At 30.6% G+C, this 22,465-nt stretch carries 19 protein-coding genes and 1 riboswitch; of the genes, 4 read left to right on the top strand and 15 right to left on the bottom strand.

The window, feature by feature from the left end:
* The 5 genes from KPL54_RS22825 to KPL54_RS22805 form a co-directional block, all read right to left on the bottom strand.
* Nucleotides 1–797, bottom strand: a 797-nt coding sequence (locus KPL54_RS22825) for an L-fucose/L-arabinose isomerase family protein (protein WP_375373013.1), incomplete at its 3' end; no start/stop codon positions are given.
* 496 nt (nucleotides 798–1,293) lie between these two features.
* Nucleotides 1,294–5,709, bottom strand: coding sequence for a hypothetical protein (locus KPL54_RS22820; RefSeq protein WP_216108794.1), 4,416 nt, complete (start codon nucleotides 5,707–5,709; stop codon nucleotides 1,294–1,296).
* Nucleotides 5,709–6,419 carry a DUF6063 family protein gene (locus KPL54_RS22815; RefSeq protein WP_216108793.1) on the bottom strand — a complete coding sequence of 237 codons (711 nt, stop codon included), beginning with the start codon at nucleotides 6,417–6,419 and terminating at the stop codon, nucleotides 5,709–5,711. The genes KPL54_RS22820 and KPL54_RS22815 overlap by 1 nt, the downstream gene beginning before the upstream one ends.
* Nucleotide 6,420: 1 nt before the next feature.
* The gene (locus KPL54_RS22810; protein ID WP_216108792.1) at nucleotides 6,421–7,953 is read right to left on the bottom strand and encodes a hypothetical protein; all 1,533 of its coding nucleotides are present in this window, start codon (nucleotides 7,951–7,953) and stop codon (nucleotides 6,421–6,423) included.
* A 274-nt stretch (nucleotides 7,954–8,227) separates the two neighbouring features.
* Complete coding sequence (locus tag KPL54_RS22805) at nucleotides 8,228–8,455, bottom strand: hypothetical protein (protein WP_216108791.1); 228 nt, start codon at nucleotides 8,453–8,455, stop codon at nucleotides 8,228–8,230.
* 264 nt (nucleotides 8,456–8,719) lie between these two features.
* On the opposite strand from KPL54_RS22805, the gene KPL54_RS26305 reads away from it, so the two are divergent.
* Complete coding sequence (locus tag KPL54_RS26305; protein ID WP_216108790.1) at nucleotides 8,720–9,577, top strand: polysaccharide deacetylase family protein; 858 nt, start codon at nucleotides 8,720–8,722, stop codon at nucleotides 9,575–9,577.
* Nucleotides 9,578–10,035: 458 nt separating this feature from the next.
* Nucleotides 10,036–10,165, top strand: a riboswitch (cyclic di-AMP (ydaO/yuaA leader).
* Between the two features lie 115 nt (nucleotides 10,166–10,280).
* The gene (locus KPL54_RS26765) at nucleotides 10,281–10,814 is read left to right on the top strand and encodes a cell wall hydrolase (protein WP_216108789.1); all 534 of its coding nucleotides are present in this window, start codon (nucleotides 10,281–10,283) and stop codon (nucleotides 10,812–10,814) included.
* Nucleotides 10,815–10,870: 56 nt separating this feature from the next.
* Here KPL54_RS26765 and KPL54_RS22790 read toward each other — a convergent pair whose 3' ends face one another.
* The 5 genes from KPL54_RS22790 to KPL54_RS22770 form a co-directional block, all read right to left on the bottom strand.
* The gene (locus KPL54_RS22790) at nucleotides 10,871–11,281 is read right to left on the bottom strand and encodes a BRcat domain-containing protein (protein ID WP_216108788.1); all 411 of its coding nucleotides are present in this window, start codon (nucleotides 11,279–11,281) and stop codon (nucleotides 10,871–10,873) included.
* 30 nt (nucleotides 11,282–11,311) lie between these two features.
* Entirely contained in the window at nucleotides 11,312–11,977 is a 666-nt protein-coding gene (locus KPL54_RS26635) for a J domain-containing protein (protein WP_290444462.1), read from the bottom strand.
* Nucleotides 11,977–12,795 carry a DUF5685 family protein gene (locus KPL54_RS22780; RefSeq protein ID WP_216108787.1) on the bottom strand — a complete coding sequence of 273 codons (819 nt, stop codon included), beginning with the start codon at nucleotides 12,793–12,795 and terminating at the stop codon, nucleotides 11,977–11,979. Before KPL54_RS22780 ends, KPL54_RS26635 begins: the two co-directional genes overlap by 1 nt.
* Nucleotides 12,796–12,835: 40 nt before the next feature.
* Nucleotides 12,836–14,605 (bottom strand): molecular chaperone DnaK, encoded by a 1,770-nt coding sequence (dnaK, locus tag KPL54_RS22775; protein ID WP_216108786.1) that lies wholly within the window; start codon nucleotides 14,603–14,605, stop codon nucleotides 12,836–12,838.
* Nucleotides 14,606–14,676: 71 nt separating this feature from the next.
* Nucleotides 14,677–15,912 carry an ATP-binding cassette domain-containing protein gene (locus KPL54_RS22770; RefSeq protein ID WP_216108785.1) on the bottom strand — a complete coding sequence of 412 codons (1,236 nt, stop codon included), beginning with the start codon at nucleotides 15,910–15,912 and terminating at the stop codon, nucleotides 14,677–14,679.
* Nucleotides 15,913–16,058: 146 nt separating this feature from the next.
* Here KPL54_RS22770 and KPL54_RS22765 point away from each other — a divergent pair, with 146 nt between their 5' ends.
* A complete protein-coding gene (locus tag KPL54_RS22765) occupies nucleotides 16,059–16,733 on the top strand; it encodes a response regulator transcription factor (RefSeq protein WP_216108784.1) in 675 nt (224 codons plus the stop codon).
* Between the two features lie 92 nt (nucleotides 16,734–16,825).
* The gene (locus tag KPL54_RS22760; protein WP_253203710.1) at nucleotides 16,826–17,761 is read left to right on the top strand and encodes a HAMP domain-containing sensor histidine kinase; all 936 of its coding nucleotides are present in this window, start codon (nucleotides 16,826–16,828) and stop codon (nucleotides 17,759–17,761) included.
* On the opposite strand, the gene KPL54_RS22755 is transcribed toward KPL54_RS22760, so the two are convergent.
* The 5 genes from KPL54_RS22755 to KPL54_RS22735 form a co-directional block, all read right to left on the bottom strand.
* Nucleotides 17,762–18,022 (bottom strand): hypothetical protein, encoded by a 261-nt coding sequence (locus tag KPL54_RS22755; protein ID WP_216108782.1) that lies wholly within the window; start codon nucleotides 18,020–18,022, stop codon nucleotides 17,762–17,764.
* A gap of 303 nt (nucleotides 18,023–18,325) precedes the next feature.
* Complete coding sequence (locus KPL54_RS22750) at nucleotides 18,326–19,048, bottom strand: amino acid ABC transporter ATP-binding protein (protein WP_216108781.1); 723 nt, start codon at nucleotides 19,046–19,048, stop codon at nucleotides 18,326–18,328.
* Nucleotides 19,045–19,695 (bottom strand): amino acid ABC transporter permease, encoded by a 651-nt coding sequence (locus KPL54_RS22745; RefSeq protein ID WP_216108780.1) that lies wholly within the window; start codon nucleotides 19,693–19,695, stop codon nucleotides 19,045–19,047. Before KPL54_RS22745 ends, KPL54_RS22750 begins: the two co-directional genes overlap by 4 nt.
* Nucleotides 19,696–19,789: 94 nt before the next feature.
* Nucleotides 19,790–20,575, bottom strand: a complete 786-nt coding sequence (locus KPL54_RS22740; protein WP_216108779.1) for a transporter substrate-binding domain-containing protein — start codon at nucleotides 20,573–20,575, stop codon at nucleotides 19,790–19,792.
* Nucleotides 20,576–20,832: 257 nt separating this feature from the next.
* Nucleotides 20,833–22,452, bottom strand: a complete 1,620-nt coding sequence (locus tag KPL54_RS22735) for a GDSL-type esterase/lipase family protein (RefSeq protein WP_216108778.1) — start codon at nucleotides 22,450–22,452, stop codon at nucleotides 20,833–20,835.
* Nucleotides 22,453–22,465 lie beyond the last annotated feature (13 nt).

The following is a 22,465-nucleotide window of genomic DNA, read 5'->3' as shown; positions in this document are numbered from 1 at the left end:
CATTTATTTGCAAAAACAACATATTTTCTTGAACCTTTATGTTCTTCCATCCAATCAAGTAATGTTATTTCATATTGAGCAAGCTTTGGCAGTATACCAGGCATTTTATTTCCTTTACCTAATTCTTTTTCCATACTAGTTATTACTTCTGGAATTCTTGAATCACCCGCATGAGCGTTGAAGGCTGCATATAAATCAAGTTCTGAATTTTCTTCTATTTCAACTTCTAGATTATATAATTGCTTAATTGGTGCATTACATGCTAGGAAATCTTGTGGACGAGGTCCGAAAGAAATTATTTTCAAATTGTTAAGGCCTAGTAATGTAGTAGCAACTGGTACAAATTCTGAAATCATATCAGCAACTTCACTAGCTGTTCCAACAGGATATTCAGGAATAAATGCCTTTATATTACGTAGTGCTAAATTGTAACTAGCATTTAACATTCCACAATAAGCATCCCCACGGCCATTCATTAAATTATCACCGCTTTCCTCTGAAGCAGCTACAAACATTACTGGTCCACCAAATTGTTTTGCAAGTAATGTTTCCGAAGTTTCAGGACCGAAATTTCCAAGGTATACTACTAATGCATTTACACCAGCTTCTTTAATTTCTTTTAATGCTTTTAACATATGAGTTTCATTTTCTACAGTAGTTAAACATTCAAATATATCAACATTAGATTTTTTATAAGATTCAACTACAGCTTTTCTACGGCTAACAGATAACTGCATTGGGAAGCAATCTCTACTTACTGCAATAATTCCTAATTTTAATTGTGGTAAATTTTTCATTTTTCATTCCTCCGATTATTTTATTATGAATAGTTATTTTTAAGTCTTGTATTATTTCTAAATCTTCTAATTATTTAATTTATGCATCACTTGGCAATGATGTCGTTTTCATTTTTCGACTAATTTAGAACAATTATAATTTTCTTAATAATAATATTTACCTTCTCCTTCATTTAAATATAAACCGAAATACTTTTTAAACTCGTTTTAATAAGTTCATTCTACATCTAATTTTCACTTTCTGCAATATCATTTTGTAAACTTTTTCATTTTTTTTAAAATTATTAAGATCTTGCCTATCGGTTTCACTAGTATTTGCCCCAAAAATAACCTCAGACTAATAAAATGCCATTCATTACCATTAATTGGAACAAACTTGACACAAAGCCACAACTGTAGTTTTTCAATAAATAGCTATTTATACAGCAAAAAAGAGCCTATTGGGCTCTTTTTTCTCTGACCTGCTATGATTTATAAATCTATGTGTTTTGGTTTTTTATGATAATTCAAATCCCAGCTGCTCATGTTCTATTTTCTTAAATTCAACCTGCTCCACGCAGACCTGACTTCTTACCTGCATTACTACCGTCTGCTGCTTATTACCAATAAGTTTTTGACCTAGTATATAATTTACATCAAACCTTCCAGATATAGCAGGAGTAGCACCACGGGCTGGCACAATTAGCTGCACATTATTTGTTTTTAGGAACTCAAATATAGGTTCCCAAATATATATGTCTTTAGCTGCTCCAAATGGATTGTCTATAAATATAGTTTTTCTTAATTTATTATTATCTACATTAAAGGAATTTATATTTTTAATGTAATTAATGATGGATATTAAAAATTGAATATATATTCCTTGTGACTGACCTGTACTACCAACTGCCTGCTCATATTCTAATATTTTACTTTGCTCTGCTATCTGTTCTCTTTTGTAAAGTTTTAAAACTATTTTATTCATATCTGTTACAATAACAGAAAAAAGCCTTTTAAGAGCTAATTGATTTTTAATATATTTTATTTCATCAAAATTATCATCCATATTATCAACATTTCTTATTATCTCTTCTATATACAAAGACATATTGAATTTTTGCTGTTCTTCCTTAACATATGGTAACTGAAGACTAACCATTTGTATTATCTCATCATTCAAATTTAATCTTGATAAACGCGGTAATCTATCAAGCTCTGTTTTCACATCTCTGCAACGTTGGAGACATTGATTTTGAAAATTATCTTTTATTTGCTCCATATCCTTAATATCATTTTCTATTTTCCCCTTTTGAAGAAATATAAGCTCTTTAATACTTTCTAAATTCTCTATAAGCACCCTACACTGCTTAGTTAAGACAGGAGCATTAATGCTCCTTAAAAATTCTTCTGCTAGATCAAAAGCTCCCATTTCTTTAAGAGCTTTTATATTTTTTTCTTTATTACTCGCAAAATTTGCTCCACTGTTTTTTTCTTTAATGCAAACTTTATCAAAGTCTTTTTCTAAACTTTCATAATAACTTTTTATATCGAGAGTGTCGTCTATCATGTCATTTGTTTTGTCTTTAGAAATATTACTAGATCTTAGAACTACTTCAATATTAACTATAATAGCTTTTAACTTCTCAATAACTTTATTAATTTTAATTTGCAATATTAAAAGTTCTGCTTTTTTCAAAGCAAGTTTTTCTCTTTTGCAAGTATTGTCTTCTTCAAATTGTTGAAATTTAAAGGCTTCAATTTCAATAGCTACATATTGTCCAAACTTCTTTGAAAAACTATCTTCTAATAGTTCAATTTTTCCACAAATATTACTCCTGGCTAATGTATACTTTTGAACATCTTTATTAACCAATTCCTGCTTTTCTTTTAATATTTTATATTCTTCTTTTAATTCTTTTAATTCTTCCTGCTTTGTTACTGAAATCTCGTTTCTATCTTTAAGTTCATAAAGCTTATCTATAGAATATTCTCTATTATCAATTTCACTCCTATCTTTATCCATATTACTTTGATAATTTTGTAGTAGTTGATCTTTGTCTTTTATATCTGAATTTTTTTCTTCTAATGCTTTTTTACTTCCTCTAAATTTCGCATCTATTTCATCATCAGTTATGTTTAATTCTTCATATTTATCGTTATTATAATATGTTTTATACATTTTAGTCCATTCATCATTTACTTCATCTATTTCTACCTTTAAGCGACTATTTACCCCAAGTTCATTTTTTTGCTTACCCTCCTCTGTTATCATTTGTTTTTTGATTTCCATATGCTTCAAGTTTAAAGAATTTAAACTTTCTACAAATTTCTGAAGTTTATTTTCTTCCAAATCTAAATTATCTAAATCAATCTTTAATTCACGAATATTCTTTAAATCCTTCTCCAAAACAGTTAACTTATTTTCTAAATCTATATTTTCTAAATTGATGTTTTTCATCTTGAATTCAAGTCCATCTATATCTTTACTACAAACTATCCTTTCATTTTCTAATGAAATCTTTTCAGAATTTAATTTAGTGCGTGACCCTTTAATCACATCTATTTTATTATCATAAGAAAACTTGAACTCTTTAATATATGTATTATCTATTTTTAAGGTTTCTTCATTTCTTTTAAGAAGGTCCAGGTTACTTCTTATCTCTGATATTTCTCCCCCTATTTTATCTTTTTCCTGTTTTATTTTCTCTGAATTTATAAATTTGGACCTATCTTTTAAGGCGAAATCCAAACCATTAATATTAAAGTCGAAATCATCTTTAATAGTCTCTAAGCTAATAATCGGAATAGCATAGTTACCAAAATCACAATCCCTAAACTTTTCGTCCTTAAGAAGTTTATCAAAATTATAAGTTACAATAATAGAGTATGGCAAGAAAGGTATCTTACTTAAAAGAGTTTCTTTTTCCTCTATTGAGAGGTCTTTAAGATATTCTATGCCCAAAATTCCGTCCTCATTATAGTTCCTATTAATATATCTTTTTAATTTTAATATTTCTTTAGTTGTTGGCATTGGCTTATCCTCATCTAACTGAGTATAATAATCTAATGATTTTTGTAATACTTGCTCCTGTGCAAGTATTTCTCTAAGCAGCTCTTTATATTTAATTTCTAGACTATTACTTAAAGATAAAACATCCCGTGCCTCATAAACTTCTAATAATTTATTGACCTTAATTTTATCTATGTCATACTTATGCGTTAAATCATTATATTCTACTATTTTGCCTTGAATTGAGGTTATTTTTTCTTCATTTTTAGCAATATCAATTTTGTAGTTACTATTTTTTAACATTAAAGAATCAAATATATATTTATTATCTTTTATTTTTAGAAGGGTTTGTGATCTATCCAGATCGATTTTTTTGATATCACCACCTATATCCCCTATAATCATAATGTTCAGCTGATTTCTAAGAACTTTAACCTTTTCTTTTAGTGAGTTAAGTCTTTCTTTTGATTGTAATATGTTACTTTCAGAGACAGCTATTTTATTATCAATATCCCTTTCTAACCTAACAAATTCTTTTACTTTACTTGACAAGTCATAAACTTTACTTAATGATTCAGTTAACTTATTATTTAACTCCTTAAGTTTAATCTCATCTCTAATTTTTTTATTATAGGCTAATATATTTAAATCTGATGTTAAATTTTCATTGGCTTTAAATATATTATCAATTACCTCTTTTATTTCAGAATGTTTATTTTTATTCTCTAGAAAATCTACAAAATAATTTTTAACTTGTCTAAGATTAATTTCATTATAAATATTGTCAACTTTAAGCTTAACATTTTCAAATTTTTCTTGTGAATTTTTAAGTTCACCTTGTCCTATATTTAACTCATTTTTCATGATTTGTAGCTTTATAGTTTGAATGTTTTTTTCTGTTTTCTTATCTTCTTCATTAATGTTATTTGTTTCTTCTTCTATTAAATTAAGTTCTTCATATTTGCTTTTCTTTTTGCTTTCCAGCGTATTGTAAGTTTTTACAATCGCATCTTCAATTTTATCCTTTTCGTCATATACATTAACAAGTGTTTTTGTCCTAATAATAAAGTCGTTAACAACACTCGCCTGTCTATCGTAATTTGAGATTTCTTTTTTCTTTTTAGATAACTCTATGATTTTATCCTTGATATCAAAAAGGGTTTTTGCCATTTCTTCTTCATCATTTATCTTACTTGTTTTAGCCATAAAAGCTTTTTGAATAATCTTTTCTATAAGTAAGTCCTCAACAATCTTTCTTGATGTCCTATAATTTTCTTCAAAGTAACCTCTCACATGACCCTCAGTCTTATTTATCCCCCTAATAATTTCCCATTCGCTTTCATATAAACCATGCTCACTAATAAACCTTTGATATTCTCCCTTTCTATCCTCAAAGATACCCGAAACCACAACAAAAGAATTATCACTTTGGAGAGTCCTTAATTGTTTTTTTAAGCCACCATAAGTTATTCTTTCTTTATTATCTTGAAGTGACAAATTATTTATATCATTTTCATTATAAGTATTATAAAATATGCAGTAATTAAAATAATCAAAAGATGTTGTGTCTTTTTTATTTTCAATATTTCCAGAGTTCTCTGCAGCTTTCCTAGCACAAAAACCTGTGGTCATATACTTATATCCTGATTTATCTCCATCATCTAATCGCCATTCAATTAGTGAATGAATAACATTACTAGAATCTTTACCCCTAAAAAGTTTTTCTATAGGTTGCTTGTCATCTAAATGACAGTTGGGTATAAGATTTTGCATAAGCAATAACATTAAAAGGCTTTTACCTCCACCATTTGCGAGGTCATACAAAGTATTGCCACAAGAAAGTTCCATCTTAAAATCATCATATGTTTGAGTACCATTATTATATTTAACATTGTTTATTCTTATCCTGTTTATTTGTGGCATTAATTAAGTCCTCCTTCTGACATTATCGCGTAAAGCCTACCTCTAAAGTCTTCAAAGTAGTTTTCTATAAGTGCCTTAAATCTAACGCTTGCATAATACCGTTCCTCTACTTCAATAAAAAGGTTCTGCTCTTTTAGAAAATTAAAAACAATTTTTATATACCCTAGTTTTGAACTTTTATAGGCTCTAGCATTTACTGATAAATCAGTTGAGTGAGTTAAAGGGAGTTCATCCCACAAAAGAGCTATGGCATTAAAACTGTTCTCCTCAAGTTCGTTTTTTACTATTACATCCATTTTACTAATAATACTTGAAAGTGAACCATCAACGCTCCGCAGAACATCCTCACTTTTTATATACTCTTGAAATGTGTAACTTGATGAATCTTTATAAAACAGTGTAATAATATTATAAATAATAAAATAACACATATATAATTCTTTATTAACCTTAAGTCCTAGCATCTTCCTTAATTCTTCATTAGTATAACCAAACACCTTATTCTTTTCTCCAGCCGTAATAAATAAAGCACCCTTGTATTGATATAAAGTTAAATTTAGCTTCTCAATCATGCTACCAAATATATTATACATTTCCATGTTTGAATTATATTCCTCGTATAAGTCTGTATTTTCGCTACTGCTTACATTCTCGCCAGTAATAAGCTTTGCAAATAGCTCAAGGGCTTTCTCCATATTCCAGTTATCCAATTTACTTCACCCTTTCAAATTTTATGTTGGTAATTTTAAACAATGATGATATTTCTATTACATCCTCAGGCATTGGTATTACTCTAAATTTAAGACCTATAAACTCATAACGGTTTTCAGGCGTTAATATATTAATTATTATTTTATCAAAGATAGTTTTTTCGTCGACGTCAAGCTTAGATAAATCATAATAATTTTTTTGAGCAATATGGAGTATAAAGGAATAATAATCTCCATTTTTTAAGATATCTCCTTTAAACTTTCCTGCTAAATACAAATTAAACTCTCTTAAGGAAAATTGACCTTTCTCCAAAAGGAATTTCATTAATAAATTCATAAATATTATGAAATTAGAAGTTATTCTTTCATCCTCTATATCGTCAAGTGATATATATTCTGTTTCTTTATAAGTTGTAACCTCTTCTATATCTTCCTCATTATTGGGTCTGTAGGTTAAAATCTCATCTGTATTTTTTAAATTAAAAGTCTTATTAAACTTTATCTTTAAAAGTGGATTCATAAGATAAGCTAAAAGTCCAACATTGTCCAAAAGGAGAGCCCTTTGATAAACGGTTTTAAAATCAAAAGACATCCTAAGTTTATTTAATGTAACCTTTTTAATAATTTCATCCGATTTTATCTTAAGGTCAGTAGAAGAATTTAAAAGTGCACTATGCTTTGAAATAGCTCGTTTAATCTCAGTTTCTAGATTATAAATATACTCCCTATTCTTTAAGAAATCCTCAGTGTCGTGACTTTCATTTTCCTCCATCCTCTCAAGAGCAATTTCTATTAGTTTCTTATTTTTATCAAACAGTCCTTGTTCCTCATCAAACCACTTCATACTATTATTAAAAAGTTCATCTGTTGCTTTTATTCCCTCAGCAACGTTGTAACTCAAAATATTCAAGATCTCATTCTTTCTTTGCATTAATTTACTAACTTCATTATTAATACGTTTTACAACTTCAATGCCACCTTTAAAATTCTTAGATTCAATCATTTTAGAGAGTAGTATCTGTTGAATACTTATTTTGCTCTCGTCCTTTATTTCCTTTGTATCAAGGTAAAACTCAATAGCCTCAGATGTTATATAATAACGTATTGTATCATCTGATATTTTGGATTCAATTAGTTTAATCCTAGAGGACATCTGTTTTTTTTGAGCAGGGTCAAAATAATTATACGAAAAAGGTTTTCCATCATTTATAATTTTCTCGAAAATATAATTTACAAGTAAACTATTCTCTTTTTCATCCATGTACAAATTATAATCCCGTTTTAGAATTTCTGTAGTAAACCTAGAAAACTTTTCAAAAGAAACCCCTATATTATTAAAATTATTTTCTTCTATAAATAATCTTAACGTTGCTACTACTATGTACCCCATATCAATGAAATTATATTTACCTTCATTAAATAGGTCTAAAGATATCTCCCTAATCTTAAAAAAAGGATAATATTTTTTTAGGTTTTGCATTCTTTCATTATGTTCACTTATTATCTCATCCATATAATCAAATTCATTATTCAAAATCTATCCACTCCTGATCTATATCTATTAATGCAACTGCACTCCCATATATTTCTTTAAACATGAGGTTCTTCCTTTCTTTAGATCGTATATAATCTACTTATATTATAAAGCATATGGTTATTTTTTTCATTAATAATATTTAAAACTTGTACTTATAAAAATGAACTACCTTTTGTAAGGCAGCTCATTGATATCTATATCAATCATTCATAAATAAAATAATAGCTTTATTTATAAATTTCTTTATATCTTGTCCAACTTTTAAATAAGATCAACCACACTTGTTACATTCATGTTTCTTACACTTTTTGCATTCGGGTTTCTCACACTTTTCACATTCATATTTGTCCCACTTATTACATTCAGGTTTTTTACACTTTTCGCATTCAGGTTTCTCACACTTACTGCATTCGTATTTCGCGCATTTATTATATCCATGTCTAACCCGCTTTTTACATTCATCATCTTCACTCATATCAGCCTGCCAATAACTATACATAATTTTACCTCCTAGCAGTCTCATTATTTAAACTGCTACTATAGGTTATTCAGCTCAATGTAAACTGTGACATAAAATAATATACAATTTTTCATTGGAATCAAATAAAAATCTACTAGTTCCCAACTTTAAGGTGCGGATAACTTCCGTTTATGACATAAAAATGACATTTTAGGAAGTTTTACTTGTATTATAGTTTTTTATAATGCATTATGTAAATAAAGCTTGTTAAAATTCAAATAATGAAATGATTGGTGATAAATTGTGATAAAACTTGAAAAAAGAAAAAAAAGAAGAATAAGAAAAAGAATTATAAAAAGAAGAAAATTTGGTTTAATAATATCAGTTATAGTTATAGTTATTCTGTCATGTTTAATATTTTATATTAATAGTAATGGTAAAGTAAAGAGTGTCCTTCCTGCTAATGCAGAAAACAGCTTAAAAAAAAGTGTAGTAACACCAAAAAAAGTGACTTTAAAACCAAAGTTAAAATCACCAACTGCAGATTTTTATAAACATATTTATAAGTCAGATGGACATAAAATAGCCTATCTTTCTTTTGATGATGGCCCTTCTGCCAACAATACTCCTTTGATTTTAAAGACTTTAGATAAATATAATATAAAGGCAACTTTTTTTATAGTGGGTAATATGGCAATAAAATATCCTGATTTGGTAAAAAAAGAATTAGCAGATGGGCACTCCATTGGGAACCATTCATATTCACATAATTATAATTATCTTTACTCTAACACTAACACTTTTATAAGTGATATTAACAAATGTGATACTATATTAAAATCAATCCTTGGTAGTAATTTCAGTACTAAATTAGTAAGATTTCCAGGCGGGTCATTTGGTGGAAAACTAAAACCTTTTAGAGAATCACTTAATAGTGCTGGATATAATTATGTTGATTGGAATGATTTAACTGGTGATGCAGAGGGACAAAATATTCCAGTATCTAAATTACTAAGTAACCTAAAAAAGAATACTGAGGGAAAAGACCATGTAGTTATTTTAATGCACGATTTCTTTACGAAATCAACAACTGCCCAAGCATTACCACAAGTTATTGAATATTTAAAATCTCAAAAATATTCATTTAAAACACTTAATTAAATGATTCTATAAAAAATAGGGACCATGGATAATATTTATCCATGGTCCCTATTTCCGTTAGTAATTTCGGTTTTACAAAAAGTTCACATTTAATATTTAGTTAATATTTTATGTAGAAATACAATATTTAACTAATAAGAAGATATTACAAATAATTCAAATAAGCTTCAATCCATAACTACTAACAATTAGAAAGGTATTACAAAATTAAAAAAGAGTTAAAATAATAACCGCATATTAGCTATCGGAGAGTATTTTTAGCTCCTTTTTAATATGTTAACAATTATTGAATGATTACCCATATATTTAAGTTTTATAGCATATGATAACGATTTCAAATGGTTCTTAATCCCCCTTGTGGTAAGGATAGGAGAAAACATATTATTTACTTTTTCTACATAAATCCGGTGTAAATCTTTAAATAGCCCAAATTGACATTTTTTACGAGCTGTATTATTATATCAGAGTAGCCGAATCTTCTAAAAGAAGTACCGGGGATTTAATTTTGGGGTGAAACTTTGATTCACAAAGTAGGGTACCTCTACCCTAACCCGTCAACTAACCTGGAAGGCATTAGGAGGAATTAATTATTAAATTTAAAAGCTATAAATCAATTTTTTTAACATCAGCACTAACAATTGGTATTTCAATAATTTCATCACAAAATATATTTGCAGCTACCTTAACAACTAGAAATTATACTGTGAAAAGTGGAGATACTTTATCTAAAATAGCGCAAAAATATAAGGAATCATTAACTACTCTAAGGAAAACTAATAACAAATGGAATGATTCTATTTTTCCTGGACAAGTTCTCAAGGTTTCAGGGACAACTAGCGCTACTGTAAAAAAAAGTGTATCTAGTTTAAAGGCTGTATCACCAAGTGCAAAAAAATACACAGCAAGCGATTTGAACTTGCTAGCTAGATTAATAACTGCAGAAGCCGGAGGAGAGTCATATATTGCTCAGGTTGCTGTGGGCGCAGTAGTTATGAATAGGGTTAAGAGCAGCAGATTCCCAAATTCAATTAGTGCTGTAATTAATCAAAAGTATAACGGTTCTTATCAATTTACCTGTGTACAAAATGGCAACATTAAAAGACCTGCACCTGCAAGCGATGTTAAAGCTGCACTTGCAGCAATTAATGGAACTAATCCAATAAAAAATGCATTGTTTTTTAATAATGGCGTTAAAAAATCAGGTTCCATAAAAATTGGTAATATGATATTTATGTAGTCTATAAAATAAGAACTCTTTTTATACTAAATATAAAAAGAGTTCTTATTTTATACTTACCCTAGAATACGAAGTTCAAATTCCTTATTGCAACTAGGACATTTTACTGTATGTTTCCCCCTCAATCGTTTCAAACGAAGCATCTTCTTGCAATGTGGACATTTGCGAAAACGATGCGTTTTAATTTCTTTGATTCTGCGAAGCTCAAAAGATCCTTTTGATTTAATAGGCTTAAAAAATTTCATAAATTTTTCATTTTCCATGTTTCTTTTGTAAATATTTCGAGACAATGTTCTGAAAACAATCAGGATCAAAATAGCAAACATCAAAACGCTGATAATAGCAGAACTAATAAAAGCATTAACAATTACCAAAACAAAATATAGAGCAATCAAAGCAATATACAGTTGATCTGTACCATATCTTCCATACATAAATTGTGCTAACTTATTTTTAAAATTTCCCATTCTATTCACTCCTTATTAATATTTTCGTCATCAGCACCCACAGAACAGTTTCGCAAAACAAAGACCTAAGCATATCTTATTTAAACTTATTGTTGGCATGCCAAAGTCCTGACTCTGCTGCTGATACACACGACCACCATTTTGTACTTGGTTTAATAATCTTTGATATTCAAGATTACTTGGTTCCATTTGCACTGCTGTTTTTGCGTGATTTAATGTTGTGATTGTGTTGCCTAAACCGGAATTTACAATTGCGCTGTAATAATACCACTTTGCATTCCTAGTTGTGATAGCTTCCAGAACATTAAGTGCTTCGTTAAAATATCCTGCATTCAAATAGCTATCAACCGAATCAAATTCGGAATATTCCTGTTTTTGCCTTTGACCACCACTGAAAGAACCAAATCCTTCAAAAGGGTTGAAGTCTCTAAATGGATCTTCTCCTCCATAAGAACTGTTCCTATTACCGTATGAACTTTGCTCACTGTAATCTCCGCCGCTACTGTTTTGGGTAGTTTTCCCTCTTTTTATCTGTTCGTAAGCAGCGTTAATCTCACTCATTTTTCTTGTGGCATCAGCATCTCCTTGATTCAAGTCTGGATGGTATTTTTTCGCTAGTTTGCGATAAGCTTTAGTAATTTCTTCTTTTGAATCATTTGAAGAAACACCAAGCACTTCGTAAGGATCTGATATCATTATTTGTGCACCCCTTTTGTCTTGTTTTTTTCTGCTTCATACTTTGACCAAACACCTGAATATAGAATATTTTCAATTAATCCCTTGTCTTGATCAATTGGCAACCTTTTATAATTTTCAATGCAGTCAGCCATAAGCAGATTTAAAATGTCATAAAATTTTTCAGATGATGATGTCATCATCGGATTATATCGCTCATTTTTTATATCAGACTTTAAATCCATACAACCATCCATTATATAAATAAACTTGCCAAGTGATGTTCCAAATGTTCGTAATTTATCCGCATATTCATCTTCCCTTAAAACGAAAATTTCGCCCATTAGTTCCCCAAAACATTTTGCAGGAACATCGGGGTTAAGCTCTCCTGATTTTTCGATTTCATAAAGCTCGCAAAGACACTTGCGAATTACCTTACATTGATTTGGATATTGCCTTTCAATGCGCTTATATTGACGTTCAAACAGTTTTGCCGCGCTAAGTGAAAGTATATTCCTATCATCTGTCCAATCGTCAAGAAAATTATAATAGGCAAGTACAACATTCATGTCAGCACCATACTTTGTAATTTCATTTTGGCAATATTCATGTGGCTTCAAAGGATGGATGATGCATCTCTCAGTTTGCATTTGTGTATCAGTCTTATAAAGTGCTGAAAGAAACAAAACAAGAAAAGTCATGTCATAAGTGAGTGTGAAACGGCTTATTATTCCGTGACGTGTTCCTAGTGTCTTACATAATCCGCAATAAAATGCTCTATATTGTTGTTTTTCTTCAATTGTTAACTTATCCGCATTCACCACTACATAACCAAACATACTATTCACCCACCTTATTTATATACTTCACTTACAACTGTTACTTTTCATTTTTTTCATTATCTTCATTATTACTTGTGGTATTCGAAATATCATCATGTGGAACTTTCTGATCCATTTCTTCTAACACTTTGGATAACTCATTTACGGCTTCAACCATTTGAGTTTTATCTTTGCTCTTCAATGCTTTCTTAGTGTTTTTAACAGATTCTTTTATCACTAAGCTGTCATTTTTATCAAGCTTTTTCATAACTACTGATGCCTTATAAATTAACTGTTCCGCCTGATCTTTTATTGTGGCTTCTTCTTTATTTTTTGCATCCTCGCTAGAGAACTGCTTTGCATCAAGAATAGCTTGATCGATTTCAGACTGACTAAGGTTTGAAGTAGCAGTAATATTAATGTTTTGTTCTTTGCCAGTTCCCAAATCTTTCGCAGATACATTTACAATGCCATTTGCATCAATACTAAATGATACCTCAATTTGTGGAACGCCTCTTAATGCACGGCGAATACCTTTTAGTTTAAATTTACCTAATGTTTTATTATGAGATGCCATTTCACGTTCACCCTGCAAAACATGAATTTCAACAGATGTTTGAAAATTACCGCTCGTAGTGAAAACTTGGCTCCTTTTTATTGGAAGCGTTGTGTTACGATCAATAATTCTCGAAAAAACTCCTCCCATAGTTTCGATGCCTAGAGAAAGTGGTGTTACATCCAAAAGTAATAAGCCTTTTACAACACCTACAAGGACCCCACCTTGAAATGCAGCACCCATAGCAACACATTCATCAGGATTAATACCTTTAAACGGTTCTTTGCCTATAAACTTTTTAACACTTGCTTGCACTGCTGGAATACGACTAGACCCTCCCACAAGTAAAACCTTGCTGATTTCTGATATACTGAGCCCAGAATCACGCATTGCCTGGTGCATCGGATCCATTGTGGCCTCCACAAGTTTCATTGTAAGTTCATCAAATTTTGCCCTTGTTAATGTAATATTCATATGTACTGGACCTGACTTATTTGAAGTAATAAAGGGAAGATTTACCTCAGTTGATGTCATACCGCTCAGTTCAACTTTTGCTATTTCTGCCGCTTCCTTTACACGTTGCATAGCAGTAGGGTCTTTTTTAATATTAAAATGGTTTTCCTTTTTAAACTCATCTGCAAGATAATCAACCACGCAGCTATCAAAATCATCACCGCCCAAACGATTATTTCCTGCAGTAGCAAGTACTTCAATAACTCCATTATTGATATCAAGAATAGACACATCAAATGTGCCTCCTCCAAAATCGTACACAATGACTTTTTGAGGTGTTTCTTTATCTACACCATAAGCAACTGCAGCAGCTGTTGGCTCGTTAATGATTCGTTGTACATTTAAGCCAGCAATTTTACCTGCATCTTTAGTTGCTTGCCTTTGTGCATCTGTGAAATATGCAGGTACTGTAATCACAGCATCACTTACAGTTTCGCCCAGATAGCTTTCTGCATCAGTTTTAAGCTTTTGAAGTATCATTGCGGAAAGTTCTTGTGGTGAATACTTCTTACCATCAATATTAGCCCTGTAATCACTTCCCATTTCACGTTTAATGGAACTTATTGTACGCTCATGATTAGTAACTATCTGATGTTTTGCAGGCTCACCTATTAAACGTTCACCTGTTTTAGAAAATGCAATTATAGATGGAGTTGTGCGACCACCCTCTGCATTAGGAATTATGACAGCCTCCCCGCCTTCCATTACAGCCACACAAGAATTTGTTGTACCTAAATCAATACCTATTACTTTAGACATAATGTTCTCTCCTTTATATTATAAAATATTTTCGTTCAAATAACGTATAGTCTCGATAATTTTTATATTCATTAGCCACTTTTTAACTCAAGAAAGTAATCTTTCTTTGCTGCAATTATTGAAGGAATAAAACCTGCCATAAGGTGAACTACCATACTGATTATAACAATCACCATCCAGGAAGTCGCAGGCAGTTTAAAAATTCCTAAAACATATATAATGTAAAACCCTATTACATCGGAAACAAAACCAATAATAAGTGTTTCGGCATTAAAAACAAGGAAAATATCTTTCCTCGAAACACCAATGCTACGTAATACACCTATCTCCTTAGTCCTCTCCAAAACAGAAATATATATGCTAGTACTAATACTAATTAAAGATACCACAAGTGAAATTAATGCAAATACAATAAATTTACACCTAATTTTCATACTGGAAGTCGTAACACCGCTTGAAAGCAACAAAATAAGTGCAATTCCTATAATACCACTGCTTGCCATAAATGAAGTTATAAAAGTCTTTCCTTTTTTGCTCATCAAGCTGTTAAGACTTAGGGACAAAGCGGTTAATAAACCCATAGAAGTTTTTTTACATTTTTGATTTTTTGTCGGCTTTTCTACAACCACATGATAAGGATTAGAATCATAAATTACATTACCGTCAAAAAGTTTTATAATTCTTGTCGAATACTTCTGTGCAATCTCCAAGTCATTGGTAACCATGATAACCAGTTTATCCCTTGAAATCTCTTTTAAGATTTCCATGATTTTTATACTTGTTTCTAAGTCAAGTGTTTCCGTTGGCTCATCTGCAATCAAAACCTCTGGATTGTTTACAAGGGCCCTTGCAATTGTAACACGCTTAATCTCACCATAGGACATTTTATTTGGCTTTTTATTAAACTTATTACAAATACCAACTTTTTTTAGAACTGTAATTGCCCTTTCGCGGCGCTCAAATTTTCTTGCACCCGAAAGTTTCATAGTAATCTCAACATTTCCAAGTACAGTCTCATGCGAAATCAGCTTATAGCTTTGAAGCATCAAACCAATAGAATTATTACGAAAGGCGTCCCAGTCTCTATTTGAAAATTTCTTTGTGGATTTTCCATTTATAGATAAATTACCACTTGTATATATATCAAGACCGCAAATAATGTTCAACATAGTTGTTTTTCCACAATTTGGAGGTCCCAATATAGATACTAATTCATTTTCTCTGAAGTCAATATTTATACCTTTTAAGGCTTTTATTCTTGTATTTCCTGCTGTGTATTCTTTTACAATGTTTTTAAGAATCAGCATTCAATAGACTCCTTTCTTCTATATTATACTTTTCATTATATATTACTAATATTAACTGAATGTAAACTGAATCAAAAATTGAAAAAAACCTATTTACAATAAATTAATAAACTATCATAATGTAAGGATAAGAAGGGGGCTTTCAAATGTTTCAAATCTTGGTTGTAGAAGATGATAAAAATACAAGAAAATTAATGGAAGAGGTATTGCTTCAAAATGGTTACGAAGTTATTCTTGCTAGTGACGGCATAGACGCACTTGATAAAATGGATAATCATCATGTTGATTTGATTGTTCTCGATATTATGATGCCACGCATGAATGGTTATGAATTAACGGTCACTTTGCGTAGCTGTAACAACACTCTACCAATATTAATGGTAACAGCAAAAGAAACGCATGCTGATAAAAAGGAAGGTTTTATTGTAGGAACAGATGATTATATGGTTAAGCCTATTGACGAGGAGGAAATGATTCTTCGAATTATAGCACTACTTCGTCGCTCTAAAATCGTAAATGAGCATAAATTAACAGTTGGAAAAACTATTTTGAATTATGATGCACTTACCGTTTTTCAAAATGGCAACACTACAGAATTACCCAATAAAGAATTCATGCTGTTATACAAATTATTGGCCTATCAAAATAAAATTTTTACCAGGCGAAGTTTGATGGATGAAATATGGGATATGAACTCTGGTACGGATGAACGCACGGTAGATGTTCACATAAATCGTTTGCGTGACCGATTTAAAGCTAATCCTGATTTTGAAATTATTACAGTTCGCGGACTTGGTTACAAGGCGGTGACAAAAGCATGAATAGAATAAAATCTCTAAAAATCACTATGGTATTTCTTGTATTTTGCATTATGATATCTGCAGGATTATTAACATGGTTATGTTTTCTTTTTTTGTATTCAGCCGGCATTTTTGCAATTCCTGCACTTGCACCAATTATTTCTCAGTTAATTGCATTATTTGTTAGTATAGTTATAGGAACTTCAATTTCAGCTGTAGCAAGTGAAAACATATTAAAACCCCTTAATCAACTGATTAAGGCAACTAAAGTAGTATCTACGGGAGATTTTAGCGTTCGTGTACAAGAACTAAGCTCTAGATCAGAAATAGCAGATTTGCTTAGAAATTTTAATCATATGACAGAAGAACTTGGCAGTATAGAAATGTTTCGTAATGATTTTATTAATAACTTTTCTCACGAATTCAAGACACCAATTGTTTCAATTCGTGGATTTGCAAAGCAACTAAAAAATGATAATCTTTCAACAGTAAAGCGAAAGGAATACACTGATATTATTATAAATGAATCTGAAAGACTAACTAATATGTCTGCAAATATTCTGGTCCTCACCAAATTTGAAAATCAACGAATTATTACGGATCAAACAGAATATGAACTGGATGAACAAATTCGAAATTGCATCATACTTCTTGAAAATCAATGGAGCAGGAAGAATATACAAATCAACCTTAATTTAGATACTATTAAAATTTATGGAAATATCGAGATGCTCTCACATCTTTGGATAAATCTCATTGAAAACGCAATAAAAAACTCCAAGGATAACGGCAATATAACAATCGAGTGCCATGAAACCCTTGATGATATTGCGTTTAAAATAAGCAATGATGGTAATGGCATGGATGATAATACATTAAAGCATATTTTCGATAAATTTTATCAAGGCGATAGATCACACACATCACCCGGTAATGGGCTTGGCCTTTCAATCGTTAAACGAATTGTAGAACTTAGCAGTGGTGAAATCGCAGTTGAAAGTAAACTCAATCAAGATACAACATTCACCATAAAACTACCCAAAATTTAATTATTTTTTATTTGATTGTGTTACACCCCGAATCATTAAACCAACACCAATGGCAACACAACCAAACATAAGTATAACAACATATAAAGTAGTCGGTCTAAACCTTATATCAAATCCCATCAATAATCCTAAAAGAATTGAACCGATACCAAATACTATTAATATCCATCCAAAAACTTGATTATCCATGGCAAATAACATAATAATACCTATTATTACTGGCAATAACAGTAATCCAAAAGGTGGATTATAACCGCCCATAAATCCACCTAAATTAAAGCCCGTTCTAACTATAGTATTTTGTGTTATTAAGAATGTACCTAAAACAAAAAGAATTAGTCCTGTAAGAAAATTTTTAATAAAATAACATCTCCATTCTAAAACAATAATAAGACTCCATAATATACATGTTAATACATCATTATCTAATATAAGGTATAAAAACTCATTTATTTGTGATTTGTTTCACCATATAAATTTTGATTATTAACAATAATATTTTCATGTCTAATTATAACATAAATGGGTAACTACACAAACGACCTCATATGCTAACTTTTAATATTATAGTACCTTACTTAAAAACTCTTTAGTTCTTACATTTTTAGGATTGTCGAAAATATCTTCTGGCTTTCCTTCTTCAACTAAATATCCATCTGACATGAACAATACTCTATTAGCTACCTCTCTTGCGAATCCCATTTCATGAGTTACTACAATCATAGTCATGCCTTCAATTGCTAGGTCCTTCATAACCTGAAGCACTTCTCCAACCATCTCAGGATCAAGCGCAGATGTAGGCTCATCAAATAACATTATTTCAGGACCCATAGCTAGTGCGCGAGCTATAGCTACCCTTTGCTTTTGTCCTCCTGAAAGTTTATCTGGATAAACATCAGCTTTTTCACTTAAACCTACTTTTTCTAGGAGCTCCAATGCCCTTTTTATTGCTTCGGCCTTAGATAATTTTTTTAAATTAATTGGTGCTAAAGTAATATTTTGAATCACTGTAAGGTTAGGAAATAAATTGAAAGATTGAAATACCATTCCTAATTTTTGTCTAAGAATATTTACATCCAATTTATTATGAGTAACATCTTCGCCATCAACTAAAACGGTTCCTCCATCTATTTCTTCAAGTCTATTAAGACATCTAAGCACCGTACTTTTACCAGACCCTGAAGGTCCTATTAAGCAAACAACTTCGCCTTTTCTTATATTAAAATCTATACCTTTTAAAACCTCTAAATCTTTAAATACTTTTTTTAACCCTTTAACTTGAATCATATCTTAAGTCTCCTTTCCACAGACCTAGCTGCATAGGTTAGTGCCATAATTACAACAAAGTAAAATATTGCAACGAAACTCCACGTTTCAAGAGAACGAAAATTAGCTGCGATAATTATTTCACCACTCTGGGTAAGTTCTCTAATTCCAATTACAGATAAAAGAGAAGTATCCTTTAAAGAAATAATAAACTGATTAATAATTGCTGGGATCATATTCCTTATAGCCTGTGGCAATATGACTAGTTTCATAGTTTCCCCATAAGGTAATCCTAAACTTCTAGCTGCCTCCATTTGACCTTTATCTACAGCCATAATTCCCGCTCTAAAAATTTCTACCATATAGGCACCAGCATTTAAACTGATACAAAGTACTCCTGCAACAAAGGCTGGTATCTTTATATCAAGACCAGCTGGAAGACCAAAATAAATAAAGAAGGCCTGTACTATAAGTGGCGTTCCTCTGAATATATCAACATAGGCAGTAGCCACAAATTTTAGTACTTTGTTTCTGCTTATTGCGAGCATTCCAAAACTTAAGCCAAGAATAGTTGCTATTACCAATGATATTATTGTTATTTGCAATGTCACATAAAATCCCGATAAAAGGGCAGGTAGACTTTGTTTAAATAATGTTAATATGTCCATTTGTTTTACCTCCTTTGTGGTATTGAATCATCATAAATTGTTATAATAACTTCAAAAGCAGATTTGTACTCCCTTTTAAGTTTACAAATTCACTTTATTTTTTAATGTATTTTTGTACTATTTTGTCATATTCGCCATTCGCTTTTAATTTTTTTAATCCATCATTAAAAGCAGTTACTAATTCTGTATTGCTTCCTTTTTTAACTGCGAAGCCATAATTTTGTGTTGTTAACTTATTACCAATAATTTTTAAGCCTGAATTTGGATCAACTGAAATCATATATGCAATTACAGGGTAATCTTCAAAAGTAACATCTGCATTACCATTCTTAACTTCTTGCATCATAGAAGCTGTATCATTAAAATACTTAACTGTTGCTCCTAATTTATCTTTATTACCTTCAGCATATGTTGCTCCAAGTGTTCCTTTTTTAACAGCAAAAATCTTACCTTTGAAATCCGCTTCAGATTTTAGTTTATCATTCCCCTTTTTCCCAACTGCTGAAAGTCCCGATTCAAAGTAGCCCTCTGACATATCTAAAACTTTTTTTCGCACATCTGTAATTCCCATGCCTGCGATTGCACCATCAACCTGATTTACTTGGAGAGCTGGAATTATCCCTTTAAAATCCATAGCCTTTAATTCATATTTAAACCCTTCTAATTTTGCAATAGAAGCTAACAAATCAATATCTATCCCGATGTATTTATCATCCTTTTCATACTCGAAAGGAGCATATGTTGCATCAGTTGAAATAACATATGTTTTAGTAAACTTTTTATTCGAATCCTTATTTTGAGATGTACTAGCATTACCGCACCCAGCGAGCCCCATTGTAACTGTCGCTATAATTAATACTTTTAATATCATTTTCTTCATTTTTTTCCCCCTTTATTTTTTTGCTATATCGTCGTACTTTATGCAATTTATTATGATAAGTTATTCATTATTCATATTATTACTAAATCTAAATTCTATCGCTTTCATAAAATCATATAAATAAACTTTGTTTCTTAACTGGAAGTATATAAAAAACAACAAAGAAAAAGATATATCAAATGAGATATATCTTTTTCTTTTTACATTTTCTGTTATCTGATAAATATGAATAAGAGTTAGCTTATCTCTATATTTTATTATACGCAACTCCTAGTTTTTAGTTTATATGCTCTTTTGGCTATAACCTTAACTTCTTCAATGGAAATTTGTTCTTTAGGATCTAAGTTTTTATTTTCATTAGAAATTAGGCCATAATTATAAGCAGCTTGAACTATTCCTGCGTACCACTCATCTCCAAATACATCTTCAAATATATCATTATAAACATTGGTAGGTGGATATTTTAAATCTTTAAGTATCGTATCTAAAAGTTCAACCTTAGAAACATTTTTCTTAGCTATGAATATATCAATATAGTTGTTAACATCAATTTCCTCTGCCCAACTATTTGCCTTTATCCACTGCTTAACATCAGCTTTAATCTCTTTATCGCTAGGCTCTACCCAACTTTTCAATTGTTCTATTTGTATTTTATCTTCTGGTATATCAATTAAGTATTTAACTAAAGGTTCTATATTAACTTTTTTAATCTCTTCAACTACTAATTTAGCCATTTCAAAAGCTCCAAAATCATTGTTATGTGTATAATCCTTAGGAACAAAGTATTTAGAAGAGTTTTTTTGACCATGCTTTAAAATAAAGTCAACGCTTCTTTCATGTAAGTCTATTAACGGCACTCCTTTTTCCTTTGCAACTAAAATGCAGGCATCAGCATAATCTTTAAACATATCATTAAACGCACAATCTATACCATTCCAAATAGTTCTACTAACTGGAGTTACAATAACTGGACAAGCACCTTTTTCTCTTACCTCATCTATATATCTCCTTAAATTATTAGCATATCCACCAAAAGCATCCAAGTTTTTGTCCTTTTGATCATTATGCCCAAATTGCATAATAAATAAATCCTTTGGTTTTATATTATTCTCTACAATACTCCAGTGACCTTCCCGTCTAAAACTTTCTGTAGTAAGCCCTGAATGAGAATGATTTGATACAGCAATACCTTGACCCAAAAAAAGAGGTAAAATTTGGGCCCACCCACAATAACTAGTCAAAGGATTATAGGGATAAATTGTCCCTTGATCCGTTAAAGTGGAATCTCCTGCAACATAGATTGTTGGTATCTCAAGAGCTTCCTCAAGAGTTACTAAATTCATGCATGCATTCTGGCCAATTATAGTGATATCAATACTATCATCCCTATAAATTTCAGTTTTTCCTCTTGGTATTATGTCACAAACATTAGCCGTAAAATTATGTTCTAGAAGTTTTCCAGCTTTAACTATTACATTTTTAAGAACACATCTTCTCCTTTGAGAAAAGACTGATATAATCATATCTGAACTATTATTTCCCATAACTAATTTTATATTATAATTCCCACTATGAGGAACTTTCACTTTAAAGCATAGTGGTACATCAGGCTTATCGCTAGAACAAAACCCGCTAATTAAGTCATTTAGGGTTCCCTTTTGCTCCATAATAATATTAGTAATATTTTGCCTAGTTAACTCTGGATCAATGTCAAAGGCACTTCCGATTTCAGAAATTTGAAGCAATTGATTTTTTTCTTTTAGCTTTTCAGTAACAAAACCATAACCAGTTTCGTCAGAATATAAGGTATCTTTCAATATATTTATAAAGCCTTCAACTTCTGCAGTTGCGCCGAATATAAACTTTTTAAAAAACACGGTTTTTCACTCC

Origin of the sequence: Clostridium estertheticum, assembly GCF_018861295.1 — a bacterium.
GTDB classification, from domain to species: Bacteria; Bacillota; Clostridia; order Clostridiales; family Clostridiaceae; genus Clostridium_AD; species Clostridium_AD estertheticum_D.
The sequence above is the reverse complement of the archived record's forward strand: the minus strand, read 5'-3'. Positions and strand labels throughout refer to the sequence as shown.

Excerpts from the sequence above, each read along its gene's own strand:
- KPL54_RS22820 (WP_216108794.1), bottom strand. The coding sequence starts at position 5,709 with ATGCCACAAATAAACAGGATAAGAATAAACAATGTTAAATATAATAAT.
- KPL54_RS22805 (WP_216108791.1), bottom strand. The coding sequence starts at position 8,455 with ATGTATAGTTATTGGCAGGCTGATATGAGTGAAGATGATGAATGTAAA.
- KPL54_RS22790 (WP_216108788.1), bottom strand. The coding sequence starts at position 11,281 with ATGGGAAATTTTAAAAATAAGTTAGCACAATTTATGTATGGAAGATAT.
- KPL54_RS26635 (WP_290444462.1), bottom strand. The coding sequence starts at position 11,977 with ATGATATCAGATCCTTACGAAGTGCTTGGTGTTTCTTCAAATGATTCA.
- KPL54_RS22780 (WP_216108787.1), bottom strand. The coding sequence starts at position 12,795 with ATGTTTGGTTATGTAGTGGTGAATGCGGATAAGTTAACAATTGAAGAA.
- dnaK (WP_216108786.1), bottom strand. The coding sequence starts at position 14,605 with ATGTCTAAAGTAATAGGTATTGATTTAGGTACAACAAATTCTTGTGTG.
- KPL54_RS22770 (WP_216108785.1), bottom strand. The coding sequence starts at position 15,912 with ATGCTGATTCTTAAAAACATTGTAAAAGAATACACAGCAGGAAATACA.
- KPL54_RS22765 (WP_216108784.1), top strand. The coding sequence starts at position 16,059 with ATGTTTCAAATCTTGGTTGTAGAAGATGATAAAAATACAAGAAAATTA.
- KPL54_RS22755 (WP_216108782.1), bottom strand. The coding sequence starts at position 18,022 with ATGGGCGGTTATAATCCACCTTTTGGATTACTGTTATTGCCAGTAATA.
- KPL54_RS22750 (WP_216108781.1), bottom strand. The coding sequence starts at position 19,048 with ATGATTCAAGTTAAAGGGTTAAAAAAAGTATTTAAAGATTTAGAGGTT.
- KPL54_RS22745 (WP_216108780.1), bottom strand. The coding sequence starts at position 19,695 with ATGGACATATTAACATTATTTAAACAAAGTCTACCTGCCCTTTTATCG.
- KPL54_RS22740 (WP_216108779.1), bottom strand. The coding sequence starts at position 20,575 with ATGAAGAAAATGATATTAAAAGTATTAATTATAGCGACAGTTACAATG.